We start from the raw sequence: 23,337 nt of genomic DNA, 5'->3' as shown, positions 1-23,337 counted from the left end.
CTCCTCCTAGGGTGTCAGGATCCAGGTCCAGATGAGGAGGAGGGTGATCAGGAAGCCGGCCACGAAGTTGAGCCAGAGGAAGCGGCGCCAGCCGGCGTTCGCGGATTCGGCATCCTCGTCGCGTACCGACCAGAACGGGAGCACGCTCAGCGCGTAGGGCAGGGCGAGCACGGCGGCGAGCGGGCCCGGCCAGGGCGTGAACAGCAGCAGCACCCCGGCGAGCAGGTAGGCCGCGAACGAGAACCGCACGGTGGCCGGGCCGCCGATCACGGTGGCGATCGAGCCGATGCCGCCCTCCCGGTCGGCCACGATGTCCTGAACTGCCCCGAAGGCGTGGCTGGCGATGCCCCAGAGGAAGAACGCTCCGAGCAGCGCGTACAGTCCCGGCGTGAAGACGGCGCCCGCCAGCACCAGGCCGTAGACGGCGGGACTGACGAAGTGGGTGCTCGAAGTCAGCGAGTCCACGAACGGGCGCTCCTTGAAGCGCAGCTTCGGCGCGCTGTAGGCGATCACCGCGAACACGCTGATGGCGAGCACGAGCCACGACAGCGGCGACCCCACCGCGACCAGATAGATCAGGAACGGGATGTTCGTGACGAAGACCGCGATGATGGTGGGTCGATGCAGCGACCGGTCGAGCACGGCCCCTTCCACGCCGCCCTTGCGGGGGTTCCGCAGATCCGACTCGTAGTCGAAGACGTCGTTGATGCCGTACATCGCGAGGTTGTACGGGATCAGGAAGTACAGCGTGCCGAGCACGAACACCAGATCGACCTCGCGGGTGGTCATCAGGTAGCCCGCGGCGAACGGGAACGCGGTGTTCACCCACGACAGCGGGCGGGAGGACAGCAGCAGCTGGCGGATCACGATTCTCTCCGTTCGAGCAGCAACCAGAGCGAGGGCAGCAGCAGCACCGCCGCGATCGCGTAGGCGAAGTCTTCCAGCGGAGCGATTCCCACGAACGCCCCGGAGATCAGATCGGGGTCGTAGCCGACGAGGCCGACGGCGATCATCACGTTGTCGAACACGGCCGTCAGCACGAGTAGCACCGCCATCGTGATGCCGAGCGCGCCCAGGATGCGGCGGCGGTGCGCGCCCGCGGATCCGTCCGGCCGGCGGCGACGCACCCGCACGATCCCGGTCACCAGCACGACCGCGGCGACGACGGCCAGGAAGATCGCGTTCAGCGCCCAATACGTCACGAGACCCGCTTCCGCCCGAGCACCTTCACCGCGCCCCGGAAGACGTTCATCGTGAGGTAGCAGAGCAGCGTCAAGAAGAACACCTCCTCCAGGGGCAGCTCGGGGGCGATCAGGATGCCCGTCATGAAGGCGGTCTCGCCCCGGAAGAAGACGCCCAGCCCGATGCCCGAGACATCCCACACCAGAAAGAACAGCACCCCCACCACGAGAACGACGGACGCTCGCCCCGGCCGGTCGAAGAAGAACAGCCGGAACCGTCGGTCGAGCACCACCATGCCGCCGAGCGACACCAGCAGCGCGAGAAGGTACAGGATGCCCATGGCCGGGATGCGCGGTCAGTCCGTGTCGCCGGGGGCGGCCCCGGCATCCGTCGACGCCGCATCCGTACCCGCATCCGCCTCCGCCGAGGCGGCGACGACCCCGGCCGGAGCCACCAGTGGCTCGGGCAACGCGGTCGTGCTCGTGTCGCCGCGCAACCGCTTCAGCACGAGTTCGGCACTGATCAGGCACATCGGCAGGCCGATGCCCGGTGTCGTCGACCCGCCCGCGTAGTACAGACCGTCGACCTTCGCGCTCACGTTGCGCGCGCGGAACATCGCGCTCTGCCGAAGGGTGTGCGCCGGCCCGAGCGCGCTGCCCTTCCACGAGTTCAGATCGGAGGCGAAGTCGGCGGGACCGACCGTGCGGCGCAGCACGATCCGCTCGGCGAGGTCGGGGATGCCGGCCCACTCCGAGATCTGGGCGATCACCGTGTCGGCGAGCTCTTCGATCCGCTGATCGCCGGCGCCGTCGATGCCGCCCGCACCGATACTCGGGTCGGCCGGGATCGGCACCAGCACGAAGAGGTTCTCGTGCCCCTCGGGGGCGACCGCGTCATCCGTGGCGCTGGGCTTGCAGACGTAGAGCGAGGCGGGCTCCGGGATGCGCGGGGAGGCGCTGAAGATGTCGCCGAAGTTCGTCTTCCAGTCCTTGGCGAAGAACAGGGTGTGGTGCTCCAGCTCGGGCAGCTCGCCGCGCACACCGAGCATGATCAGCAAGGCGCTCGGGCCCGCGACCTTCTTCTCCCAGTAGCTCTCGGGGTAGGTCTGCAGTTCGGGCAGCAGCATCGAGGTCTCGGTGTGCCACAGGTCGGCCGTCGAGACGACCAGGCCGCCCTCGAGCGAGTGGGCACGGCCCGCGGGGTCGGTGTAGTGCACGCCGCCGACGCGCGGCTTCACCTTCGGAGGGGTCGAGACGGGCTCGGGTTCGGGCACGGGCGCCGACGACACCTCGCCGGCCAGCACCCGGCGCAGTTCGTCGCGGTCGATGACGTTCGTGTCGAACTCGGTGGTCTCGTAGTCGTACACGTCGACCGGTTCAGGCACCACGAGGGCGGCGCCCTCCACCTCGACGGTGATGCGCGCGACATCCGCGCCGGTGACGATCTCGACACCGGCGTCGCGAGCCAGCCGCTCGATCGCGGCGATCACCGAGGTGAAGCCTCCGCGCGGGTAGAGCACCCCCTCGTCGAGGTCGAGGTGGCTCATCAGGTGATACATGCTCGGAGCGGAATATGGGGATGATCCCAGGAAGACCGCCGGGTAGCCGAGCACCTGCACGAGCCGCGGATCCTTCACCGTGCGCCCCGCGAAGGTGGCCAGCGGCTCGGTCAGCAGCCGCACCAGACGGGGAAGCCGCTTCAGCACCGGGCCGGCGAGCAGTGGGCTGATCTTCTCGAAGGTCGAGTAGAGGAAGTACTCCTTGGCCAGCTCGTAGGTCTCGGCCGCGGAGTCGAGGTAGCCGGCCATCCGCACGCCGGATCCCGGCTCGAGCGACTCGAACAGCTCGAGGTTGTCGTCGCGGTTGTCGGCCAGGTCGACGGGGGTGAACCCGCCCTCGAAGTAGACGCGGTAGCCCGGGTCGAGCTTCACGAGGTCGAGCTCGGCCTCCGCGCTCGTGCCCAGCAGACGGAAGAAGTGGTCGAACACCTCGGGCATCAGGTACCAGGAGGGGCCGGTGTCGAAGCGGAATCCGAAGTGCTCCCACGACCCCGCCCGGCCGCCGAGCTGGGCGTTCTTCTCCAGCAGCGTCACCGACCAGCCCTCGTGCGCCAGCAGGGCGGCACTCGCCAGTCCGCTGATGCCACCGCCGATGACGATCGCCTTCTTGGCCGTCGGCGTCTGTGCTGCGTCTGCCGTCACTGGATCGGGTCTCCCTCGTTGGTGCTGAGCGTGCGGGTCGCGCGAGAAGCGCGAGACGTGTGGGTCGTCATCGAACTCTGGCCCGGGGCAGTCGCCCGAGTGCGGCCCCCGCAGCTATTCTCGCCTTCACCGGGTTCGGAACGCGCACGCGCGCCGTGGCGAGCACGGATGCGGGGGTGACGCGGAGCCGATCCGTCAGTTCTTCGAACAGTCCCTGGGCGAGCGCGACGGCCCTGCGGCTGGAGGCGGGGAGGCCGGGCAGGCTGGCGCGGGCGATGCGCAGGTCGTCGTCGATGTCGGCGATGATGCGCTCCTTCTCCGCCTCGGTGAAGGTGCTCACCTCGATGCCGGGGAAGTAGCTGCGGCCGAGCGTGCCGAAGTCGGCGGCCAGATCGCGCAGGAAGTTGATCTTCTGGAAGGCCGCCCCGAGGTGCCGGGCACCATCGGCGAGGCCCTCGCGGGCCCGGTCGCTCGTGGCGGTGTCGTGCAGGAAGGCCGCCAGGCACATCAGGCCCACCACCTCGGCCGACCCGTAGACGTAGTCGTCGAACGACTCGGGCGTGTGCTTCGTGGCCGAGAGGTCGGCGCGCATCGAGCGGAAGAACGGGGTGGTCAGCTCGTCGGTGATGCCCACGCGCCGAGCCGTCCAGCCGAAGGCGTGCACGATCAGGTTGGTGCTGTATCCGCACTCCATCGCCGCACAGGTCTCGCGCTCGAGGGCGTCGATCCGGTCGCGGATGGCGGCCTCGGGTAGGTCGGCATCCGCCGCCACGCCGTCGACCACCTCGTCGGCCAGGCGCACCAGGGCGTAGATGTTCTCGACGTGCTGCCGCACCGGCTTGTCGAGCAGTCGGGAGGCGAGGCCGAAGGAGGTCGAGTACCGGTGGATGACGACGGATGCCGCCTCCATCGCCACCCGGTCGTAGAGGCTCGTGGCCACCGTTCGGCTCATCGCACCCGCCCGAGCACCGAGGCGACGATGGGGCGGAACTCCTCGCGGGCCGCCTCCGGGAGGGCGTCGCTGGTGAGCGCCTCCCAGGCGCGGTTCGCGAAGTCGCGGGCGAGGGCCTCGGCGAAGCGGCGCGATCCGGTCGCCTCCAAGACGGCACGGATGCGCTCGGCCTCGCCGGCGTCGAGGGTGGGCGAGCCGAACAGGGCGCTGACCTCGCTCCACTGCGGCTGGGTCACGGCGTGCGCCAGCAGCACCGTGCGCTTGCCTTCGCGCAGGTCGCCGAGCGTGGTCTTGCCGGTGGCGTCTTCGTCGCCGAACACCCCGAGCAGGTCGTCGACGATCTGGTAGGCGATGCCGATGTTGCGGCCGAACGCACCCAGGGCATCCGTCGCCGCCTGGCTCGCACCCGCGAGCACGGCGCCCGCGATCAGCGGGCCCTCGAACGAGTAACCCGCGGTCTTGAGCCGCTCCATCTCGACGATCTCGTCGACCGTCGGCGGATCGGTGCGGATGGAGAAGTCGACGTCGTAGAGCTCGCCGGCCGCGGCCGTGAACATCGACTCGTCGAGGATGTCGTGCAGCCGGGTGCGCAGGATGCCCTCGACGCCCGAGCGGTCGATCAGGCGGTAGGAGTTGAAGAGGGCGAGGTCGCCGGCGATGATCGCCACCGACATCCCGCGGTGCTCCGCCACGGGGAGCGGGATGCCCGCGGTGGTGGCGATGTCGCGGTAGCTGCCCGAGACGTTCGGGCCACCGCGGCGCACGAAGTCGCGGTCGATCACGTCGTCGTGCACGATCAGCGCGGTGTGCAGCAGCTCGAAGGCCGCGCCGACGTGGGCGGAGGCGTCCATGTCGGTGCCGCCGAGGGCCTCGTAGGCCGCCATCACCATGCGGGGCCGGAACCGCTTGCCGCCGGTGGTGTTGCGCTCGAGCGTCTTCCAGAGGGTGGCGTATGGCGCGCCCAGATCTTTCGCACGATAGTGGGAGTCGCTGAAGAACCCCGAGAGCACCCGCTCGACGTGCTTCTGTCGGCGCTCCGACACCGCGACCAGATCGTGCGTGTCCATATCCTCAATTTACATGGTTACCAAGTAATAAAGGACAATAGTGAAATGAGCGCCCGAACCGAGCCCCTCCTGAGCGAGCAGGTGATCCTGCTGTCCGACGCCGGCGATCCGATCGGCGTGGCCGACAAGCGCACGGTGCACAGCTCGGACACTCCCCTTCATCTGGCCTTCTCCTGCCACGTGTTCGACGAGGCCGGCCGCATCCTGGTGACCCGCCGGGCGTTGTCGAAGCTCACCTGGCCCGGGGTGTGGACCAATTCGTTCTGCGGCCATCCCGCTCCCGGCGAAGATCTGCACGACGCCGTGCGGCGGCGCGCTTCAACCGAACTGGGGCTCGAGCTGTCGGATGTGGCACTGGCCCTGCCCGACTTCCGGTATCTCGCGGTCGACGCATCCGGGATCGTGGAGAACGAGATCTGCCCGGTCTACACCGCTCGCGCGGCCGGCCCCGTGGAGCCGAACCCCGACGAGGTGGCGGAGTGGCGCTGGGCCGAGGCCGCCGAACTGCAGCTCGCGGTGTCGCTGACGCCCTGGGCCTTCAGCCCCTGGCTGGCCCTGCAACTGCCGCAGCTGGAGCCGCTGCAGCCGGCCTGATCCGTCCGCCGCGCGCGGGTTCGGCCCGATCCGCCCCGAACGGGGCTCGATCGGCGCACTCCCCCTCTGGCATGCTGAGTGCATGGACGCCCACGAGATCCGCAACTCCTACCTCGCCCTGCTCGAAGCGAACGGGCACACGGTCATTCCGCGAGCGCCGCTGGTGCCGCGCGGCGACACGAGCACGCTGTTCAACGGCAGCGGGATGCAGTCGCTGCTGCCCTACCTGCTCGGCGAGGAGCACCCGGCGGGCAAGCGCCTCACCGACAGCCAGCCCTGCGTGCGGGCGCAGGACATCGACGACGTGGGCGACAACCGGCACACCACCTTCTTCGAGATGCTCGGCAACTGGTCGCTCGGCGACTACTTCAAAGAGGAGCAGATCCGGCAGTTCTTCACTTTCCTGGTGGATGTCGTGGGGCTGGATCCGTCGCACATCTACGTCACCTGCTTCATCGGCGACCCGGCCAACGGCATCCCGCGTGACGACGAGGCCGCCTCGATCTGGGCCGCCGTCTTCGCCGAGCGCGGCGTCTCGAACGGCATCGCCGAGATCGGCTCGCAGGCCGACGGCGACGCCCGCGGCGTGCGCGAGGGCGAGCGCATCTTCTTCTACGACGGCGGCGAGAACTGGTGGTCGCGCGGCGGATCGCTCGAGGCGACGCCGATCGGCGACCCCTGCGGGCCCGACAGCGAGGTGTTCTACGACTTCGGTCCGGCGCATCAGGATGCCTCGTACGGCCTGGCGCATCCGGCCAGCGACGGCGGGCAGTTCATGGAGATCGGCAACCAGGTTTTCATGCAGTACCACCGCCTGCCCGACGGCTCGTTCGAGGAGCTCGAGAAGCGGAACGTCGACTTCGGCGGCGGGCTGGAGCGGATCGCGGCCGCGTCGATCGGCTCGGACGACGTCTTCCGCATCTCGCTGCTCTGGCCGATCGTCGAGGCGCTCCAGAAGCTGACGGGTCGTTCGTACGACGACGAGACCGAGGCGATGCGGATCATCGCCGACCACTTGCGCGGGGCGACCTTCCTGGCCGTCGACGGCGTGCGGCCCTCCAACAAGGAGCAGGGCTACGTGATGCGGCGGCTGCTGCGGCGCGCGATCCGTCTGGCGCTGTCGCTCGGGCTGACCGAGAACTTCTTCTCGTCGATCGTGCCCGTGATCGCCGACCTGTACGCGAACGACTATCCCGAGGTCGCCGCCTCGCGTGACGAGGTCATCGCGGTGCTGGTGAAGGAGGAGAACTCGTTCCGCCGCACGCTCGAGGGCGGACTGGTGGCACTGGCCGAGTACCAGGGGCGCACGCTGACCGGCATCGACGTGTTCCGCCTGTCGGACACGCACGGGTTCCCGCGGGAGCTCTCGGTCGAAGAGGCGCGCCGCCTCGGCATCGAGGTGGCCGCCGACTGGGAGGCGGAGTTCACCGAGGCCCTCGAGGAGCAGCGCGCCCGCTCGCGCGGCGCCACGCGCCTCGGCGCGGCCGGCCTGCCCGGAGGCGCTACCGCCTGACGGCCCGCCTCGGCGTCGTAATCAGCCGCCGAGGCTGCCGTCGGTGGCGCCGTCGGTGACGGCGGAGACGTCGCTGCGGTGGAAGTTCAGGTGCGAGCGCGAGGCCGTCGGGCCGCGCTGACCCTGGTACCGCGAGGAGTACTCGCTCGATCCGTAGGGCCGCTCGGTGGGGCTGGAGAGCTGGAAGAAGCACATCTGCCCGATCTTCATGCCCGGCCAGAGCTTGATCGGCAGCGTCGCCACGTTCGACAGCTCGAGCGTGACGTGCCCCGAGAAGCCGGGGTCGATGAAGCCGGCGGTGGAGTGCGTCAGCAGCCCCAGCCGGCCGAGTGAGCTCTTGCCCTCGAGGCGGGCGGCGATGTCGTCGGGCAGGCTGACGCGCTCGAAGGTGCTGCCGAGCACGAACTCGCCCGGGTGCAGGATGAACGGCTCATCGGGCTTGGTCTCGATCAGCCGGGTGAGCTCAGGCTGGTCCTCGGCCGGGTCGATGAACGGGTACTTGTGGTTGTCGAACAGCCTGAAGTACCGGTCGAGCCGCACGTCGATGGACGAGGGCTGCAGCATCGCGGGCTCGTAGGGCTCGAGGCTGACGCGGTTCTCACGGATCTGGGTGCGGATGTCGCGGTCGGAGAGGAGCACGCAGTCAGTGTAACGGCGGGAGCTTCCCCGCGCGGGCGCCCGGCGAGGGCGGGCCTGCTATCCTCGAGACGTCCGGTTTTGCGGATACGCGGATGTAGTTCAATGGTAGAACTTCAGCTTCCCAAGCTGATAGCGCGGGTTCGATTCCCGTCATCCGCTCCAGTCGTGCCGAGCGGTTCGGCCCACGGGGTGCAAAGATCTAAGCAACGGGGCAACGTCACCGCTGTCCCGTTGGGGTCGAGGGTTGAGGCGCTGGTTGGGGCCGGCATCTCCCCTCGGCCTTACCGCTGCCCCCTCGACCTAACGACGGAAGCCCCCCGCCAGCCCGTTTGGGGTCGGACTGACGGGAAGCCTTGGACCTGTCTTCCCGCGGCATTGGGGTACCGCTTGTCGGGTTGACGGCCATCAAACCGTAGACGTCATCGGGTCCGACCCACTGAACCTACGGTGACGGATCATTCCCGGCTAGGGGTTGCCCAGGGGCTTGCCAGGTGCCGCGTCCGTCCGAACATGCGGTGACCCCCGGTGATCCCGCCCAGGTGGGCCTTTCGCCGTGGCCGCATCCGGAGCAGGATGGCGGAATGGCTGATTCCTCTCGCTCCCTCGCCCGCACCATCGGGCGGGTGGCCCTCGGCGCCGCGCTCGTGTTCGCCGGGACCTCCCACCTGACGTTCGCCCGCAAGGATTTCCAGGCGCAGGTTCCCGACTGGGTTCCGCTGAAGGACGACACCGTGGTGCTCGCCTCCGGCGTGGCCGAGATCGGCCTGGGGGCCGCACTGATCGCGCTTCCCGGGCATCAGAAGGCCGTCGGCGGGGTCGCTGCGGCGTTCTTCACGGCGATCTTCCCGGGCAACATCTCGCAGTGGCTGCACGAGCGCGACGCGTTCGGGCTCGACACCGATCGCAAGCGGGCGGTCCGGCTGCTGTTCCAGCCCGTCCTCGTGGCGTGGGCGCTCTGGTCGACCAGGCCGAAGAAGTAGCGCGGGGTCATCGGCCGCCGGCGGGCTGCCCGCCGCCGTCCGCTCGCCGCCGAAGCCCGCTCGCCGTCGCCGGTAGATTGAAGCGATGACCTATCGTGTGCTGCTCGACGTCGACACCGGGGTGGACGACGCCCTCGCCATCCTGTTCGCGGTCGCGCATCCGCAGATCGAGCTCGTGGGAATCACATGCGTCGCGGGGAATACGTCGCTCGAGAACGTCGTCGCCAACACCCTGAAAGTGCTCGACACCGCCGGCGCTCCCCCGGTTCCCGTCGCCGCCGGCGCCCGCCGGCCGCTGATCGAACCGGTGCGCTCCTCGCACGTGCACGGCGCCGACGGGCTGGGTGACACGGGCCTGCCCGCAAGCGATCGGCCGGTCGACCCGCGCCACGCCGTCGACTTCACGCGCGACATCCTGCTCGCCTCCGACGAGCCGGTGACGATCGTGGCGCTGGCCCCGCAGACGAACCTCGCCCTGCTGCTGCGGCAGTGTCCCGAGGTGGCGCCGAAGATCGAGCGCATCCTGTTCATGGGCGGCTCCGCGAGCGGCGGCAACGCCACACCGGTCGCCGAGTTCAACGTGTGGCACGATCCCGAGGCCGCCGCGATCGTGCTCGACTCGGGCGTTCCCGCCTTCATGTACGGGCTCGACGTGTTCAATCAGGTGAGCATCGAGGAGTCGGATGCTGCGGCTCTGCTCGCCGGATCCTCGGCGTCGGGGCGGCTGGCCGGTGCCCTGCTGCAGCACCAGATGGCCGACGAGGCCGAGCATCCCGGCGAGGAGCCCGATCCGCAGGCCTACGGCGGCCACATCGGCGACGCCGGCGCGCTCTGCGCCCTCGTCGACCCCGGCGCCCTGCGGATCGAGCACCGCCCGGTGCGCGTCGACCTCGCGGGTTTCGGCCGCGGCCAGACGATCGTGGATCGGCGCGGTCGCATCGGCGAAGACACCGTGCACGGCAGCGGCGCGGGCGGTGCCACCGGCGGCATCGCGGCGGCCGTTCCGATCGATGTCGCGCTCGACGTCGATGCGCCCCGCTACGCCCGCCTGTTCCTCGACACGATCGCCGTGCTGCCGTGAGCTCCCCGGGTCCCGCGCCGCTGCACCCGCCCCTGCCCGCAGGCTTCCCCGAGCCGCTCGATCTCGCCGAGTACCGCGCCGAACTCGCCGGTGCCGACGCGACGAAGGGCGCGGACGCCGCCGTGATTCTCCCCGGCCCCGTGCAGGTGCGGCCCGGTATCTGGGTTCTCCCCCAGCCGATGCCGGCCGAGTATCCGCCGCACTTCACCCTGAGCTATCTGGTGCACGACACCGACGGCGCCCTGCACCTGATCGATCCCGGCTGGGACTCCGACGAGAACCATGAGCGCCTCGCCCGACTGTTCGCGCAGATCGGCGCCTCCCTCGGCGACCTCGCAACGATCCTCGTCACGCACCTGCATCCCGATCACATCGGCATGGCAGACAGGCTCCGAAGGGAGTCGGGCGCACGGATCGCGCTGCACCGCCTCGAGCAGGAGGCGCTCCTCGAGCGGGTTCGATCAGCCGGCCCCGCTCCGGATGCCGCGGCCGGCCGCGCCACCCCCTTCGCCGAATGGGGCGTGCCGCCCGAACGGATCGGGGAGCTCGATGCCGTCGCGGCGCGGCTGAACGGCGATTCCGCGGCCTCCACTCCCCCGGTGCGGGCCGATCTGCTGCTCGAGCACGATCAGCTGATCGACCTGCCCGGACATCCCCTGCGGGTGCTGCTGACTCCGGGCCACACCCGCGGCCACGTCTGCCTGGTGCATGAGCGGCAGCGGATCGTCTTCACCGGGGACACGCTGCTGCCCGCCATGTTCCCCGGCATCGGGCTGGGCGGGCCGGCGGCCGATCCGATCGGCGACTACCTGCGCTCCCTCGAGCTGCTCGAGGGCTACGGCGGCTACGAGGTGTTCCCCGGGCACGGCTACCGCTTCGCCGACCCGGTGGGGCGGATCGAGACGACCAGACGCCACCATCTGCGCCGCAGCGACGAGATCGCCGCGATCGTGCGCGAGCATCCGGATGCCCCGGTCTGGCAGATCGCCTCGGAGGTCACCTGGACCGCCGGCTGGCACAACCTCAGCGGCTTCTACCTGTTCTCGGCGCTCGCGCAGACCGCGATGCACGTGCAGTACCTGCGGGCCTCGGCCGGCTGACGGCGCGGCTCGGCTCGGGCACGGCGCCCGCCTCCGGGCGGATCCGGCGCGCCGTGGTTGAATTGAGCCGAGCGACCGGAGGGTGATGTGGCCGAATTCGTCGACATCCCCTCGCCGGGGTGGCCCCTGGAGTTCGGGGAGCCCGGACGCCCCGCCATCGTGATCGTGCACGACGACCACGGTCGCCTCCCCTACCTCGAGGCCTACGCCACGGCGCTGGCGAACCAGGGTTTCCAGGTCGTGGTGCCCGATCTGTTCGACGGCCTCGCGACCGTGCAGGCCGAGGGCGCCGCCGAACTCGTCGAGCGGATGGATGAGGGCTTCGCTCTGGCGGCCCTCGACGACGCGGTCGCGGTGGGCCGCGGGCACGGCGCCCCGCGGGTGGGCGTGATCGGGCTCGGCATCGGCGGGCGTCTCGCGCTGAAGCTCGCCCAGAGCGGCTCCGCGGATGCCGTGGTCGCCTACTACGCCGTGCTCGGCGACGACGACGCCGGCGTCATCCCCTGCCCCGTGCTGCTGCACCGGGCGCACGACCAGGCCTGGGCGGGCGGAATCGACGTCGACGAGTTCATCGGCCGACTCAAGGAGCACGGCACCCCCGTCACCCAGTACAGCTACGCGAGCGCGAGCGGCGGCTTCGCCAACGCCACGGTGCTCGAGCTGCTCGACAAGAACGCCGCGGCACTCGCCTTCGCCCGCTCGACCTACTTCCTGCAGGCGCAGCTGCTGGACTGAGCGGCCGTCAGCTAGCGTTGGTGCCCGTGACGACTTTCTCCTCCGACATCACCGACGCCATCCTGCGCCACATGAACGGCGACCACACCGACGACAACCTGCTCATCGCGCGGGCCTTCGTGGATCCGTCTGCGGAGGGCTCCGTGATGACCGGGCTCGACGGCGACGGTGGGCAGTGGGACGTGACGGTGGCAGGCGTGACGAGCCCCGCCACCGTCGTCTGGCCGGCCGGCCCGATCACCGAGCGGGCCGAAGTACGGCGCGAGATCGTGGCCCTCTACGACGGTGCGTGCGCGGTGCTCGGCGTCGAGCCGCGCCCGCACTCCTGAAGAATTCATAGGGTCGACGGGCGCATCCTCCGCTAAAGTTAGGTAACACTAACCTCACTCGACCGCTGGGAATGACCTATGGCTGCCGTAATCCCCTTCTCGCAGGCGCTCCGCGAGCGCACCTGGACCGGACACAGCGACAGCGAGGGCGCCGGGTTCATGACCGATCTGATGAGCGGCAAGGGAACGAAGGACGACTACATCGCCCTGGTGGCCCAGCACTACTTCATCTACGAGGCCATCGAGGCGGCCGCCGGCCGCATGAAGAACGACCCGGTCGCCGCGGAGTTCATCTCGCCGAAGCTCACCCGCCTGCCGGCCATCGAAGAAGACCTGCGCTTCTTGATCGGGGAGGACTGGAAAGACCAGATCACCCCGCTGCCCACGACCGAGCGCTACGTGCGCCGCATCAACGAGGTCGCGGCCACCTGGAACGGTGGCTTCATCGCCCACCACTACACCCGCTACCTCGGCGACCTCTCGGGCGGCCAGATCATCCGCACCCTGATGCAGCGCCAGTTCGGCTTCGAGACCAACGGTGTGGGCTTCTATCTCTTCGGCGACATCGCGAAGCCCAAGGAGTTCAAGGAGACCTACCGCACCCAGCTCGACGCCGTCACCTGGGACGACGCCGAGCGCGAGCGCGTGATCGACGAGGTGCTCGTCGCCTACCGCTTCAACACCGAGCTCTTCCTCGACCTCGCCGACGCGAAGGCCTCCGCCACCCAGGTCGCCTAGGGCGCTGAGGTCCCGTCCGGTGGCGGTGGACGAGACAGGGCGACCTCGGGTCGTGATGATGTGCGGGCCAGGTGGCACCGGCAAGACCACGTACGCCACACGCCTGGAACGCGAGGGCTGGACGCGTTTGTCGTTCGAGGTGGAATTCTGGGATCGCGGAATCACGACGATGCCCTCCGCCGACGTGGTCGCCGAGGTGGCCGCAGACCTGAAATCGCGCTTGCTGCGCCACGTCGCGGCGGGGAACGTTAGCGGTTCGAGCCGCCGACACCCGAGGAGGGGCCGCTAGAGGTCGTCCGCCAGGGCGTGTGAGCCACGTCCGTCGCTATCCAGCCCCATCCACGGTCGCGAACTCACCACGCCCCAGCCCTCAGGCCGGAACGGGGGCGGATGCGGATGCGGATGCGGCGGTCGGTAGCACGAGGATCGTGCTGCGGGAGCGGGCCCGGGTGACCGCGATCAGGGTGAGCGCCAGGCCGATCAGAGCGAAGACGATCAGCAGCAGGGCCTCCTGAGCCGCCACCGCGACCGACCCACCGCCGATCAGGGCTTGCATGCCTGTGATGGCATGCGAGAGCGGCAGCAGCGAGGCGAGGCCGGTGTAGAACGGCGAACTGAGCCCGTTCGGCACGATCACGGCCGCTGCGGCGATCTGCACGACCACCAGAGCGAGCGAGATCAGGCGCCCGGCCTGGCCGAACAGCGCCACCAGCCCCTGGTGCAGCATCACGAACGACAGCGACATCACCAGCGAGAACAGGATGCTGCCGGCCACATGGGCGGGCTGGGCCCCCACCGCGAACAGCACGATCGCCACGACGGCGGCCTGGACGACTCCGAGGATCGCCGCCGGTACCAGCGAGCCGACCACGACCCGGAAGGTGGACGCCGTCGAGGCCAACTCGCGGCGGCCGAACGGCAGCAGCAGCAGGTAGATGGCGAAGGCGCCGATCCACAGCGCCAGCGGCACGGCCACCGCGGCGATGGCGGCGGCGGGGGAGGGGAGGGCGTCGACATCGCTCTGCGAGGTGACGATGGGCTGCGACACCACGGTCGCCATCGTGGTCTGCTGGTCGGTCGTGTAGGTGGGGATCTTGGCGACGATCTCGCCGAGACCCGTGGCCAGCGCACCCGTGTTCGTCGCGAGGTCGGTTGATCCCGTGGCGATGCCCGAGGCGCCGGTGGACAGGTCGCCGAGACCCTTGGCCAGCGTGCTCGTGCCGACCGCCAGCTTCTCGGTGCCGTCGGCCACCCCGGCGAGGGTGGTGGTGAGCAGCGGCAGATCCTCGGCGAAGGCCGCGTTGCCTTTGCTGACCTCGGCTGAGAAAGCCTCTAGCCCGGTCACGCCCAACGCGTCCAGCCCGATTCCCGCCGTGACACCGAACGACTGCACGCGGATACCCGCGGCCTGGTCGCGCAGGGCCGTGAGCTGCGTTTGGATTTCGGCCGGAGTGAGATCCGGAACCCGAGCGCTGAGCGCATCGATGGCGGATTCCAGATCTTTCTGCTGCTGGTCGATCCCATAGCTCGCCGCGGTCTCGTCGGCCAGCCGCGACTTGAGCACGCCGATCCCATCGGTCACGCCGGTCGAGCCCTCCGACAGCAGCTGCGCATAGGTCGGAAGATCGGCGGTGCCGTCGGCGATCGCCCGCATCCCCACCGCCAGACCCTGTACGGCGGTGTCGAGGTCGGTGCCGCCCTTGGCCGCACCGGCGAGCCCGGTCGCGAGATCGCCCTGGTACCCCGCGAGGGTCGTCGCACCCGCAGCCAGCTGGCCCGCGCCGTCGGCGGCCTTGGCCAGGTTGGTGTTCAGCGCCGTGAACGCGCCGAGGGTGTTGGTGACGAAGCTCTGCGTGGCCTTGTCCGAGAGCGCGGCCTGCAGATCGGCCGACAGAGCGCTGGCCAGCAGTTCGGTGACGTAGCTGTTGGCGCCGTTGGTCTGCACCTGCAGCTGCGCCTGCACGGGAGCGCTGGTCGCCGTGGAGACGTACGCGGCCGAGAAGTCCTTCGGGATGGTCACGACGGCCGAGTACTGGCCGGCGGTCAATCCGTCGGAAGCCGTGTCGGCATCCGTCACCGTCCAGCTGAAGCCCTGGCCCGAGTCGCCCGAGGTGAGCTCGCTGACCAGCAGCTTGCCGGCGGCGACCGGCGTGCCGGCCTGGTTCGGGGTCGACGGATCGGCCGGCACCACGGTGCCGTCATCCTGCAGGTAGATGATCTGGTCGAGGTTCACCACGGCGGCCGGCAGCACCGGAGCCGACGCGGAGGAATCACCGCTGCCGCCACCGGAGGCGACCGGTTCGGCGTTCGCACGGAGCGCAGTCACGGCCACGCCCGCGATCAGCAGGGGGGTGAGCACGGCCAGCACGATGGCCACCCGCCGGGCCAGCGGCGAAAGGCCGCCGTTGTCACCGCGGCGGACGAGGGAGCGGAGGCTGCTCATGCGGTCACGTCCTCTCGGGGGTTCGGGGCGGTCGGGTTGTCGGGAGTGTCCGGATCGTCGGGCCCCTCAGGGCCGACGGACGCGCCCGGGTCGTCGGGTGCCGTGGCCACCGCCGGCGGCACCCGCCCGGGCGGCGACGGGGGAGTGGGCGGGGTCGGCGCCACCGCGGCGAGCGCGATCACGCTCACCGGCCGGGTTCCGGCCTCGAGCCTCGCTCCGTGATGCGCCACCACCAGCGTGGTCTCCAAGGGCAGCGCCGCGTCGATCACGCCGAGCGCGTGCTGCAGGTGCGCGGTCGGGATGCCGGTGCCGTCGAGCGCGATCAGCCGCACCCGCGGCTGCGCGCGCGATCCCCGGCCCGACACGATCCCGGCGGTCGCCGTGGCGATGGCCACCTGGCGGATCCACTCCGTGGCCAGCTCGCCGCCCCACAGCTCGGTGAGCTCGTCGCCGAGCTCGCGCTGCAGGCGTTCCTGCACGCTGAGCGCACCCGGCGGCAGCTTTCCGAGCGGCAGTCGATCGGCGAGCAGGTCGGCTTCCACCGGGCGCGCCACCAGCAGGGTGTGGCGGCGGAGCGCGGCGCCGTGCACCGGCAGCGGCTGATCGAGCACGCGCAGATGCCCTTCGAGCAGGCGCTGGCGGCCCGCGATGGCCGCGACGACGGCTTGCGGATGCGTGTCGGCGGCACCCGTGACGAGCACCAGCGATCCCGCCTCGGCCCGCACCGAGAACGGCGCCACCAGGCCACCTGCGGCGGCCGACTCCACGATCGCGTGCTCGGCGGCCACGGCGTAGGGGCGGGCGTCCGGGTTCTGCCGGGAGACCGCGGAGGCGGCATCCGGAGCGTCAACGGCATCCGGAGCAGCAGGACCGTCGCCCTGCAGCGGCCGCCAGGCCACCGCGTCGAGCATCTCGCGCACGCCCTCGCCCTCGAGGTCGACGTTCGGCAGCGCCCGCTCGAGGCGCCGCGGCATCGCCCAGCCCAGTCGGCCGAGCAGCGTCATGATGGCCGGGATGAACGTCATCCGCACCAGGAACGCGTCGATGAACACTCCCGCCGCGAGCCCCAGCGCGATCGGCTGCAGCACGGCGTTGCCGCTCGGCACGAAGGAGGCGAACACGGCGAACATGATGCAGGCGGCCGCCGTCACCACGCGGGCCGCGCCGATGAAGCCGTGCTTCACCGCGTAGTGCGGGTCACCGGTCTTCACGAACTCCTCGCGCATCCGCGACACCAAGAACACCTGATAGTCCATGGCGAGGCCGAACAGCACGGCCATCAAGAGGATGGGGAAGAAGCTGATCACAGGCCCCACCTTCGCCACCCCGAACACGTCGGCCAGCCATCCCCACTCGAACACGGCGGTGACGATGCCGTACGAGGCGCCGACCGAGAGCAGGTAGCCGACGGTGGCCGAGATCGGCACCGCCAGCGAGCGGAACACGATCGTCAGCAGGATGATGCACAGCCCCACCACCACCACGGCGAACGGCACCAGCGCATCCGACAGCCGGGCCGACACGTCGATGCCGACGGCCGTCTGTCCGGTCACCTGGTACGTGAAGCCGTTGGCCGCCTCGAACGCAGGCGCGGCGTCGCGGATGGTGTGCACGAGGTTCTCGGTCTGCACGCTGTCGGGCGCGCTGGACGGGATGATCGACACGATCGCCATGTCCAGCGTCGCGTTCGGGATGACCGTGCTCACGCTGGCCACGTCGTCGAGCCCGGTGAACTGGTCTTTCAGGGCGGTGAGGGCCGGCTGCAGGTCGGTGATCTTCGAGATGTCGGCGGTCACCAGCAGCGGCCCGTTGAAGCCCGGCCCGAACCCGTCGGTGAGCTGCTCGTAGCCCTCACGCGACATCGATCCGGGCGGGTTGTAGCCGGCATCCGGAAGCGTCAGTCGCGAGGAGGCGGCGGGCAGCGCGACGACCAGGAGGCCGATCACCACCACGATGACGGTGATCACGGGCTTGGCTGTGGCCACCGCCACCCAGCGCGCCCCGAGGGTGCGGCGCCTGGAGGTGGGATCGACCGAAGCGAGTTCCCGGCGGGCGGCCCGCGACGTGGGCTTGGGTTTGAGCGTGCGCCCGAGCAGCCCCAGCACCGCGGGCACGAGCGTGAGCGCCACCAGCACGGCGATCACCACCGAGATGGCCGCGCCGATGCCCATCACGCTCAGGAACGGGATCTGCACCACCGAGAGTCCGAGCAGAGCGATGATGACGGTGAGCCCGGCGAACACGACCGCGCTGCCCGCCGTGGCGGCGGCGGTGGCGGCAGACTCCTTCGGATCCATGCCGTGGATCAGCTGCGTGCGGTGCCGCGCCACGATGAACAGGGCGTAATCGATGCCCACGGCGAGACCCAGCATGGTGGCCAGCAGGGGTGCGGTGGCCGAGATCGTGACGAAACCGGAGACGATCGTGATGATCATCGAGGTGGCGCCCACCCCGATCAGCGAGGTGATCAGCGGCATCCCGGCCGCCAGCAGCGAGCCGAACGTGATCAGCAGAACGATGAACGCCACCACCAGGCCGGCCAGCTCGGTGTAGTCGACGGCCGACGCGGGCGGATCGGTGACGCCCGAGAAGTACACGCTGAGACCGTCGGATGCCGCGGTGTCGCCGGCAGCGACGACCGCCTCGTTCTCGGTCTCGGTGAGGGTCGTCGCGGCCACGTCGTATTGAACCGAGGCGTAGGCCATGGTGCGGTCGTCGTTGATCTGCGCGGTGGCGTCGGCCGAGAACGGGCTGGTCACGCCGGAGACGTGGTCCAGGGGCGTGAGGGCGGCGACGGATGCGGCGATCTGATTCTCGAAATCGTCGACCGTCTTACCCTCGGGTGCGACGTAGATCACCTTCGCCGTGCCGCCGGACGCCTCGGGGAAGCGCTGCTCGAGCATGTCGATCGCCTGCTGCGACTCGGTGCCCGGGATGGTGAACGACGAGGTCATCACACCGCCGAGGGCCCCCGCGCCGGCGACGGCGAGACCCAGCACCACGACCCAGCCGACGATGACGGCGATGCTCCGCCGTGCGGCGAACCGCCCGATCCGGTACAGCAGCGTAGCCATGACACCCCTTCCCTGTTGAAGGGTATCGGCTGGCGCGCCCGCATTCGGGCGGGATGTTCCCCCCTTAAGGGGCAGTCGGGGGCGGCTCGGCGGCCCGCCGCGGGCGCGAGCTCATGAACTTCAGCACGTCTTGGTCGACGATCATGTCGGAGGGCCGCAGGGGGCGCGTGAGGTAGAGCCCTTCGAGAGAGGTGAGGCGGCTGAGCGCCACGTAGGTCTGGCCGGGGCTGAACACTCGGGCGCCGAGATCGACCACGGCCGAGTCGTAGGTCTGCCCCTGCGACTTGTGGATGGTGACGGCCCAGGCGAGCCGCAGCGGGAACTGCGTGAACTCGCCGATCACCTCTTTGGAGAGCTGCTTCGACTCGGGCGCGTAGGAGTAGCGGTGCTTCTCCCAGGCCACCGGATCCACTTCGTGCACCTCGCCGTCGACCTCCACGAACACCGTGGAGTCGATCTTCGTGACCGTGCCGACGGTGCCGTTCACCCAGCGCTGATCGGCGTCGTTGCGCAGGAACATCACCTGCGCCCCCACCTTCAGCTCGAGGTTCAGGTCGGCCGGATAGGCCCGCCCGCCGAAGTCACCGCTGATCTCGGCCTTGGCACTCAGCATCCGACCCGGCAGCTTCTTGAGGGCCGTCTGGTTGATGCGGTTGACGGCGTCGTTGCGGGTTGCGAGCGTGATCGGGCCGTCATCCGGCGGAGTGCGGGCGCCCGTGCTGTTCAGCACGTCGGCGATCTCCTTGGTGACCATGCCGAAGCGCACCGCGTTGAGCATGAACTTGAACTGGTCGTCGCTCTGCCGGTGGATCTCGGTGAGCTCGACGATGTTGAGCTCCGCCTCCTCCCACACCTTCGCGTCGAAGAACCACATCGAGCGGTAGTGGTCGGCGAAGTAGGCGCGCTCCTCGCCGTCGCCCGGCACCGGGGCCAGCTGGTACGGATCGCCGAACAGCACCACCTGCACACCGCCGAAGGGCTCGGCCCGCCGCTGCCTCGCCTTGCGCAGCGAGCGGTCGATCGCGTCCATCAGGTCGGCGTTCACCATCGAGACCTCGTCGATCACGAGCGTGTCGATGGTGTTGAGCAGCTTCCGCACCTCGGCGTTCTGCTCGATGTCGTGGTCGGCGATGACCCCGATCGGCAGCCGGAAGAGGGAGTGGATGGTCTGCCCGCCCACGTTCAGCGCGGCGACACCCGTCGGCGCCGAGATGACGAGCTGCTTCTCGGTGTTCCAGGAGAGGTGGTTCAGCAGCGTCGACTTGCCCGTTCCGGCCCGGCCGGTGACGAACACGTGCTTGCGCGTGCCCTCGATCAGCTCGAACACCCGCTGCTGTTCGGCGGAGAGCGGAGGACGAGGCACCACCCCAATGTACCCGGCGGCCCGGGGCCTTTCCCGGCCTCCCGCCTAAACTGTGCACATGAGCTCGGCCGACGATGAGAGGCGCACAGCGCTGCATCGTTCGATCGTGATCTGGACGGGTCTGTTCCTGCTGACGATCGCCGCGCTCATCTCGGCCGTCGGCATCCTGAACCGCGAGGTCTACAGCGCACCGGCCTTCGTGCGCATCTACCTGGATGCGCTCGCGCAGCGCGATCTGGGCGCCGTGCTGGCGACCCCGGGTCTCGACCTCGGCACCGACGACGAGGCCGGCACCGGATCCGCGTCGCTGATCTCGACCGCCGCGATGAGCGACCTGAGTGACATCCAGCTCGTCAGCGACACCGAGATCGCATCGGATCGGCACCGGGTCGTCTACTCCTACCTCCTCGAGGGCGCGAACGGGTTCAAGGTGCCCGCCCAGTCCGAGTTCGACGTGGTGCAGACCGGCTTCAGCTGGCTGGTCTTCCCGCAGTGGTCGTTCCAGCGCTCGCCCACGGCGACGGCCACGGTGACGGTGTCGCACGCGGCCTCGTTCACGGCGGGCGACTCGCAGATCGCGCTCGACGACCCCTCGGCGTTCCACACCGGCGGCGCGTACACGGTACTGGTTCCGAGCCTCACCGAGCTCTCGCACTCCTCCGAGTACCTCGGCGCCGTGCCGGTGAACCTCACCGCGACCACGGCCTCGAGCTCGGTCACGGCCATCATCGACGTGCAGCCCACGACCACGTTCCTCAAGGCGGTTCAGGATGCGGTGGACGGCTTCCTGAACGACTGCGCCGCCCAGCCGCTGCTCTACCCGCCCGGCTGCCCCTTCGGCCTCGACGTGAACGACCGCATCACCACCGAACCGCAGTGGTCGATCGAGAGCTATCCGCAGCTCACGCTCATCGCCGGCCAGGACAGCTGGGTGGTGCCGAACGCCTCGGGCAGCGCGCGGGTCTCGGTGCAGGTGCGCTCGCTCTTCGACGGAACGGTGTCGGCCCGCGACGAGTCGATCCCCTACGCGGTCACCTTCACCGTCACGATCGAACCGGACGGATCGATCACCTTCGCTCCGCGCACATAGCGTCGTCGACCGGGCCGGATGCTGCGCCCAGCGCACTCAGCAGAGCGGCGGCTTTCAACTGCACCTCGTCGTATTCCTCGTCGGGAATGGACAGCGCGGTGATGCCTCCGCCGACTCCGATGGTGGCGCCCTGGACATCGATCACGATCGACCGGATCGACATCGCCAGGTCGATCCGGCCGTCGCGCCCGAAATACCCGAAGGCTCCGGCGTACAGACCGCGTGGGCGCTGTTCGAGCTCGTTCAGGATGCCGACGGCGCTGCGTTTCGGGGCACCGGTCATCGAGCCGGCCGGGAACACGGCCTCGATCAGGCCGGGCGCGTCCGCATCCGGCCGCAAGCGCGCCCGCACGCTGCTGACCAGCTGATGCACCTGCGGAAAGGTCTCGGTGTAGAGCAGGCGCTCCACCTCCACGCCGCCCGGCTGGGCCACCCGTGCCAGGTCGTTGCGCATCAGATCGACGATCATCACGTTCTCGGCGCGCTCCTTCTCGCTGGCGAGCAGCTCGTCGCGCAGTCGCGCATCGGCGAGCGGATCGGCCGACCGCCGCCGGGTGCCCTTCACGGGGTGCGTGCGGGCCACGCGCGCCCCGGGATCGACCTCGAGAAACGTCTCGGGGGAGGAGCTGACCAGTGTCACGCCGCCGATCCGCAGGTAGGCCGCGTGGTGACTGGGCGAGAGCTCACGGAGCCGCCGGTGCACCGCGAGCGGGTCGAGCGCATCCGGGCCCGTCTCCACGGTGATCTCGGTCGAGAGGTTCAGCACGTACGCATCGCCGCGCGCGATCGCCTCCTGGCAGGCATGCACCTTGGCGAGGTACGAGTCGCGGTCGTCGTGCCAGCGCGCCGAGCGCGGAGTGTGCACCGTGCGATCGGGCTGCGGATGCGGCGACGGAGGCGGGGCGGCGAGCACCCGCCGCACGTGCGCGCGCCAAGCCACGGCCTCGGCGCCCCAGACACCGTCGGCGGTGCGGGCGTCACCGGTGGCGAGCAGTACCGCGGATCCGTCGGGCCCGAAGGCCACGGCCCGGTCGACGCGGAGGAACGCGGCATCCGGATGCCTCGACCGGGGCATCCCCGGAATCGCCATCGTCTCGGCGGTCAGCCCGTACCCCAGCCAGCCGACCAGTCCCAGCCGGAATCCCGGCGCCTCGTCCTCGTCGCCGGCGGACGCGTACCGGCCGGCCTGCCGGATGAGTTCGTCGCGCAGCTCCGGCAGCACGGGTGCCTGGGGCACCCACTGGGACCCTGCCCCGATGTAGCTCCACCCGCTCGGATCGTCGAACCAGAACACGTCGTCACGATCGCCGTAGAGCGCCGTGAAGGCGTCGGACGCCGAGAGAGCCGTCTCGACCCGGAGCGACAGCAGCCTGGACGACATCCCTCGATGGTAGCCGCAGCCGTGCCGGCCGCAGAGCAGCGGTCACGGCAGGGCCCCGGACACGGCGAAGGCCCGGCATCGCGAGGATGCCGGGCCTTCTGCGCTTCAGGTGAAGCGGTGGTGCGTGGTACCGGTATTACTTGGTGTTGACCGTGATCTTGGCGACGCCCACGAGGAGGCCTTCCTTGACCGCGTCGGTCTTGTAGGTGGCGTTCAGCAGGTCGGCAGCGTCAGCCGAGATGTGAACCGTGGTGCCCTCGAGGATGGCGGTGTCGCCCTCGGTCTGCAGCGGCTTCAGGGTCGAGCCGTCGAGGTCGAACAGGAAGGCCTGCTTCACGACGGACTCGCCGTTGGCGGCGACGTCACCGTACAGCTTGGAGGTTCCGGGGTCGATGGTGAAGTTGGTCAGCTCGACGGTGGTGCCGCCGGCGGTCAGCGACAGGCCGGAACCCTCGTGCTCGATGCTGCCCTGAACGTACGGGCGGTAGCTCTGCTCGGGGTCGTAGTAGTCCACGTTGCCGCCGGTGATCGGGAAGGCGAGAACGCCGTCGGTCAGGGTGGCGGTGCCGACCACGCCGGGGGTGAGGCCGAGCGAGGTGAGTGCGTCGAGGAAGCCCGCATCGACGGTGACCTCGGTGTCGACGCCGGTCAGGCTGGCGATCGAGGCGATGGGCTCGGGCGTGGCGCTGGCCGACGAGGAGGTGTCGGAGCTGGACGAGCCGCTGTCGCTGCTTCCCATCGCGCAGGCCCCGAGGCCGAAGGCGAGGAGGCCAGCAGTGGCGAGGCCGAGGGTTGCTTTCGTGATCTTGCGCATGGTCGTGATCCTTAGTGTTTGGTGTGCTTGCTGGACACTAAGAGTTCGGCGCACCCCCGCAA

22 protein-coding genes and 1 tRNA gene are annotated in these 23,337 nt (G+C 69.8%); 11 read left to right on the top strand and 12 right to left on the bottom strand.

Annotation, left to right across the window (positions count from 1 at the left end; all coding sequences use genetic code 11):
- Positions 1–6: 6 nt before the first annotated feature.
- The 6 genes from Q0D75_RS07135 to Q0D75_RS07110 all read right to left on the bottom strand — a co-directional run bounded on the left by Q0D75_RS07135 (position 7) and on the right by Q0D75_RS07110 (position 5,401).
- Positions 7–867: a prenyltransferase gene (locus Q0D75_RS07135; RefSeq protein ID WP_291051002.1), complete on the bottom strand. Its 861-nt coding sequence runs from the start codon at positions 865–867 to the stop codon at positions 7–9.
- Positions 864–1,202, bottom strand: a complete 339-nt coding sequence (locus tag Q0D75_RS07130; RefSeq protein WP_291050999.1) for a lycopene cyclase domain-containing protein — start codon at positions 1,200–1,202, stop codon at positions 864–866. Before Q0D75_RS07130 ends, Q0D75_RS07135 begins: the two co-directional genes overlap by 4 nt.
- Positions 1,199–1,522, bottom strand: coding sequence for a lycopene cyclase domain-containing protein (locus Q0D75_RS07125; RefSeq protein WP_291050995.1), 324 nt, complete (start codon positions 1,520–1,522; stop codon positions 1,199–1,201). Before Q0D75_RS07125 ends, Q0D75_RS07130 begins: the two co-directional genes overlap by 4 nt.
- A 15-nt stretch (positions 1,523–1,537) precedes the next feature.
- Positions 1,538–3,382: a phytoene desaturase family protein gene (gene crtI / locus Q0D75_RS07120; RefSeq protein ID WP_291050993.1), complete on the bottom strand. Its 1,845-nt coding sequence runs from the start codon at positions 3,380–3,382 to the stop codon at positions 1,538–1,540.
- Between the two features lie 67 nt (positions 3,383–3,449).
- Complete coding sequence (locus Q0D75_RS07115) at positions 3,450–4,334, bottom strand: squalene/phytoene synthase family protein (RefSeq protein WP_291050990.1); 885 nt, start codon at positions 4,332–4,334, stop codon at positions 3,450–3,452.
- Positions 4,331–5,401 carry a polyprenyl synthetase family protein gene (locus tag Q0D75_RS07110; RefSeq protein ID WP_291050985.1) on the bottom strand — a complete coding sequence of 357 codons (1,071 nt, stop codon included), beginning with the start codon at positions 5,399–5,401 and terminating at the stop codon, positions 4,331–4,333. Before Q0D75_RS07110 ends, Q0D75_RS07115 begins: the two co-directional genes overlap by 4 nt.
- A gap of 45 nt (positions 5,402–5,446) precedes the next feature.
- On the opposite strand from Q0D75_RS07110, the gene idi reads away from it, so the two are divergent.
- On the top strand, positions 5,447–5,995 hold the full coding sequence (idi, locus tag Q0D75_RS07105; RefSeq protein WP_291050982.1) for an isopentenyl-diphosphate Delta-isomerase: 549 nt from the start codon (positions 5,447–5,449) through the stop codon (positions 5,993–5,995).
- A gap of 82 nt (positions 5,996–6,077) precedes the next feature.
- Complete coding sequence (locus Q0D75_RS07100) at positions 6,078–7,508, top strand: alanine--tRNA ligase-related protein (protein ID WP_291050980.1); 1,431 nt, start codon at positions 6,078–6,080, stop codon at positions 7,506–7,508.
- Between the two features lie 21 nt (positions 7,509–7,529).
- Here the strand turns inward: Q0D75_RS07100 and dcd are convergent, their stop codons facing one another.
- A complete protein-coding gene (gene dcd / locus Q0D75_RS07095; protein WP_291050977.1) occupies positions 7,530–8,147 on the bottom strand; it encodes a dCTP deaminase in 618 nt (205 codons plus the stop codon).
- A gap of 88 nt (positions 8,148–8,235) precedes the next feature.
- Here dcd and Q0D75_RS07090 point away from each other — a divergent pair.
- From Q0D75_RS07090 to Q0D75_RS21025, 8 genes are all read left to right on the top strand, one after another.
- Positions 8,236–8,309, top strand: a tRNA-Gly gene (locus tag Q0D75_RS07090).
- A gap of 419 nt (positions 8,310–8,728) precedes the next feature.
- Entirely contained in the window at positions 8,729–9,127 is a 399-nt protein-coding gene (locus Q0D75_RS07085; protein WP_291050975.1) for a hypothetical protein, read from the top strand.
- Between the two features lie 85 nt (positions 9,128–9,212).
- Entirely contained in the window at positions 9,213–10,208 is a 996-nt protein-coding gene (locus Q0D75_RS07080; RefSeq protein ID WP_291050973.1) for a nucleoside hydrolase, read from the top strand.
- On the top strand, positions 10,205–11,308 hold the full coding sequence (locus tag Q0D75_RS07075; RefSeq protein ID WP_291050967.1) for an MBL fold metallo-hydrolase: 1,104 nt from the start codon (positions 10,205–10,207) through the stop codon (positions 11,306–11,308). Before Q0D75_RS07080 ends, Q0D75_RS07075 begins: the two co-directional genes overlap by 4 nt.
- Before the next feature lie 87 nt (positions 11,309–11,395).
- A complete protein-coding gene (locus tag Q0D75_RS07070) occupies positions 11,396–12,043 on the top strand; it encodes a dienelactone hydrolase family protein (protein WP_291050964.1) in 648 nt (215 codons plus the stop codon).
- Between the two features lie 26 nt (positions 12,044–12,069).
- Positions 12,070–12,372 (top strand): DUF2470 domain-containing protein, encoded by a 303-nt coding sequence (locus Q0D75_RS07065; protein WP_291050959.1) that lies wholly within the window; start codon positions 12,070–12,072, stop codon positions 12,370–12,372.
- Positions 12,373–12,450: 78 nt separating this feature from the next.
- Complete coding sequence (locus tag Q0D75_RS07060; protein WP_291050956.1) at positions 12,451–13,110, top strand: biliverdin-producing heme oxygenase; 660 nt, start codon at positions 12,451–12,453, stop codon at positions 13,108–13,110.
- 55 nt (positions 13,111–13,165) lie between these two features.
- Entirely contained in the window at positions 13,166–13,399 is a 234-nt protein-coding gene (locus tag Q0D75_RS21025) for a hypothetical protein (protein ID WP_366513419.1), read from the top strand.
- Positions 13,400–13,480: 81 nt separating this feature from the next.
- Here Q0D75_RS21025 and Q0D75_RS07055 read toward each other — a convergent pair whose 3' ends face one another.
- The 3 genes from Q0D75_RS07055 to Q0D75_RS07045 all read right to left on the bottom strand — a co-directional run bounded on the left by Q0D75_RS07055 (position 13,481) and on the right by Q0D75_RS07045 (position 19,990).
- On the bottom strand, positions 13,481–15,553 hold the full coding sequence (locus Q0D75_RS07055; protein WP_291050952.1) for a YhgE/Pip family protein: 2,073 nt from the start codon (positions 15,551–15,553) through the stop codon (positions 13,481–13,483).
- Positions 15,550–18,627 (bottom strand): MMPL family transporter, encoded by a 3,078-nt coding sequence (locus Q0D75_RS07050; RefSeq protein ID WP_291050947.1) that lies wholly within the window; start codon positions 18,625–18,627, stop codon positions 15,550–15,552. The genes Q0D75_RS07055 and Q0D75_RS07050 overlap by 4 nt, the downstream gene beginning before the upstream one ends.
- Before the next feature lie 64 nt (positions 18,628–18,691).
- Positions 18,692–19,990, bottom strand: coding sequence for an AAA family ATPase (locus tag Q0D75_RS07045; protein WP_291050944.1), 1,299 nt, complete (start codon positions 19,988–19,990; stop codon positions 18,692–18,694).
- 58 nt (positions 19,991–20,048) lie between these two features.
- On the opposite strand from Q0D75_RS07045, the gene Q0D75_RS07040 reads away from it, so the two are divergent.
- Positions 20,049–21,080: a hypothetical protein gene (locus Q0D75_RS07040; RefSeq protein ID WP_291050941.1), complete on the top strand. Its 1,032-nt coding sequence runs from the start codon at positions 20,049–20,051 to the stop codon at positions 21,078–21,080.
- Here Q0D75_RS07040 and Q0D75_RS07035 read toward each other — a convergent pair.
- Positions 21,058–22,461 (bottom strand): anthranilate synthase component I family protein, encoded by a 1,404-nt coding sequence (locus tag Q0D75_RS07035; RefSeq protein WP_291050938.1) that lies wholly within the window; start codon positions 22,459–22,461, stop codon positions 21,058–21,060. The genes Q0D75_RS07040 and Q0D75_RS07035 overlap by 23 nt on opposite strands.
- A 136-nt stretch (positions 22,462–22,597) precedes the next feature.
- Positions 22,598–23,275 (bottom strand): hypothetical protein, encoded by a 678-nt coding sequence (locus Q0D75_RS07030; RefSeq protein WP_291050935.1) that lies wholly within the window; start codon positions 23,273–23,275, stop codon positions 22,598–22,600.
- Positions 23,276–23,337: the final 62 nt, after the last annotated feature.

The sequence above is a fragment of the Herbiconiux sp. genome (assembly GCF_023264855.1).
Lineage (GTDB): Bacteria > Actinomycetota > Actinomycetes > Actinomycetales > Microbacteriaceae > Herbiconiux.
Note: the sequence above shows the minus strand (reverse complement) of the source record. Positions and strands in the feature narration are given on the sequence as shown.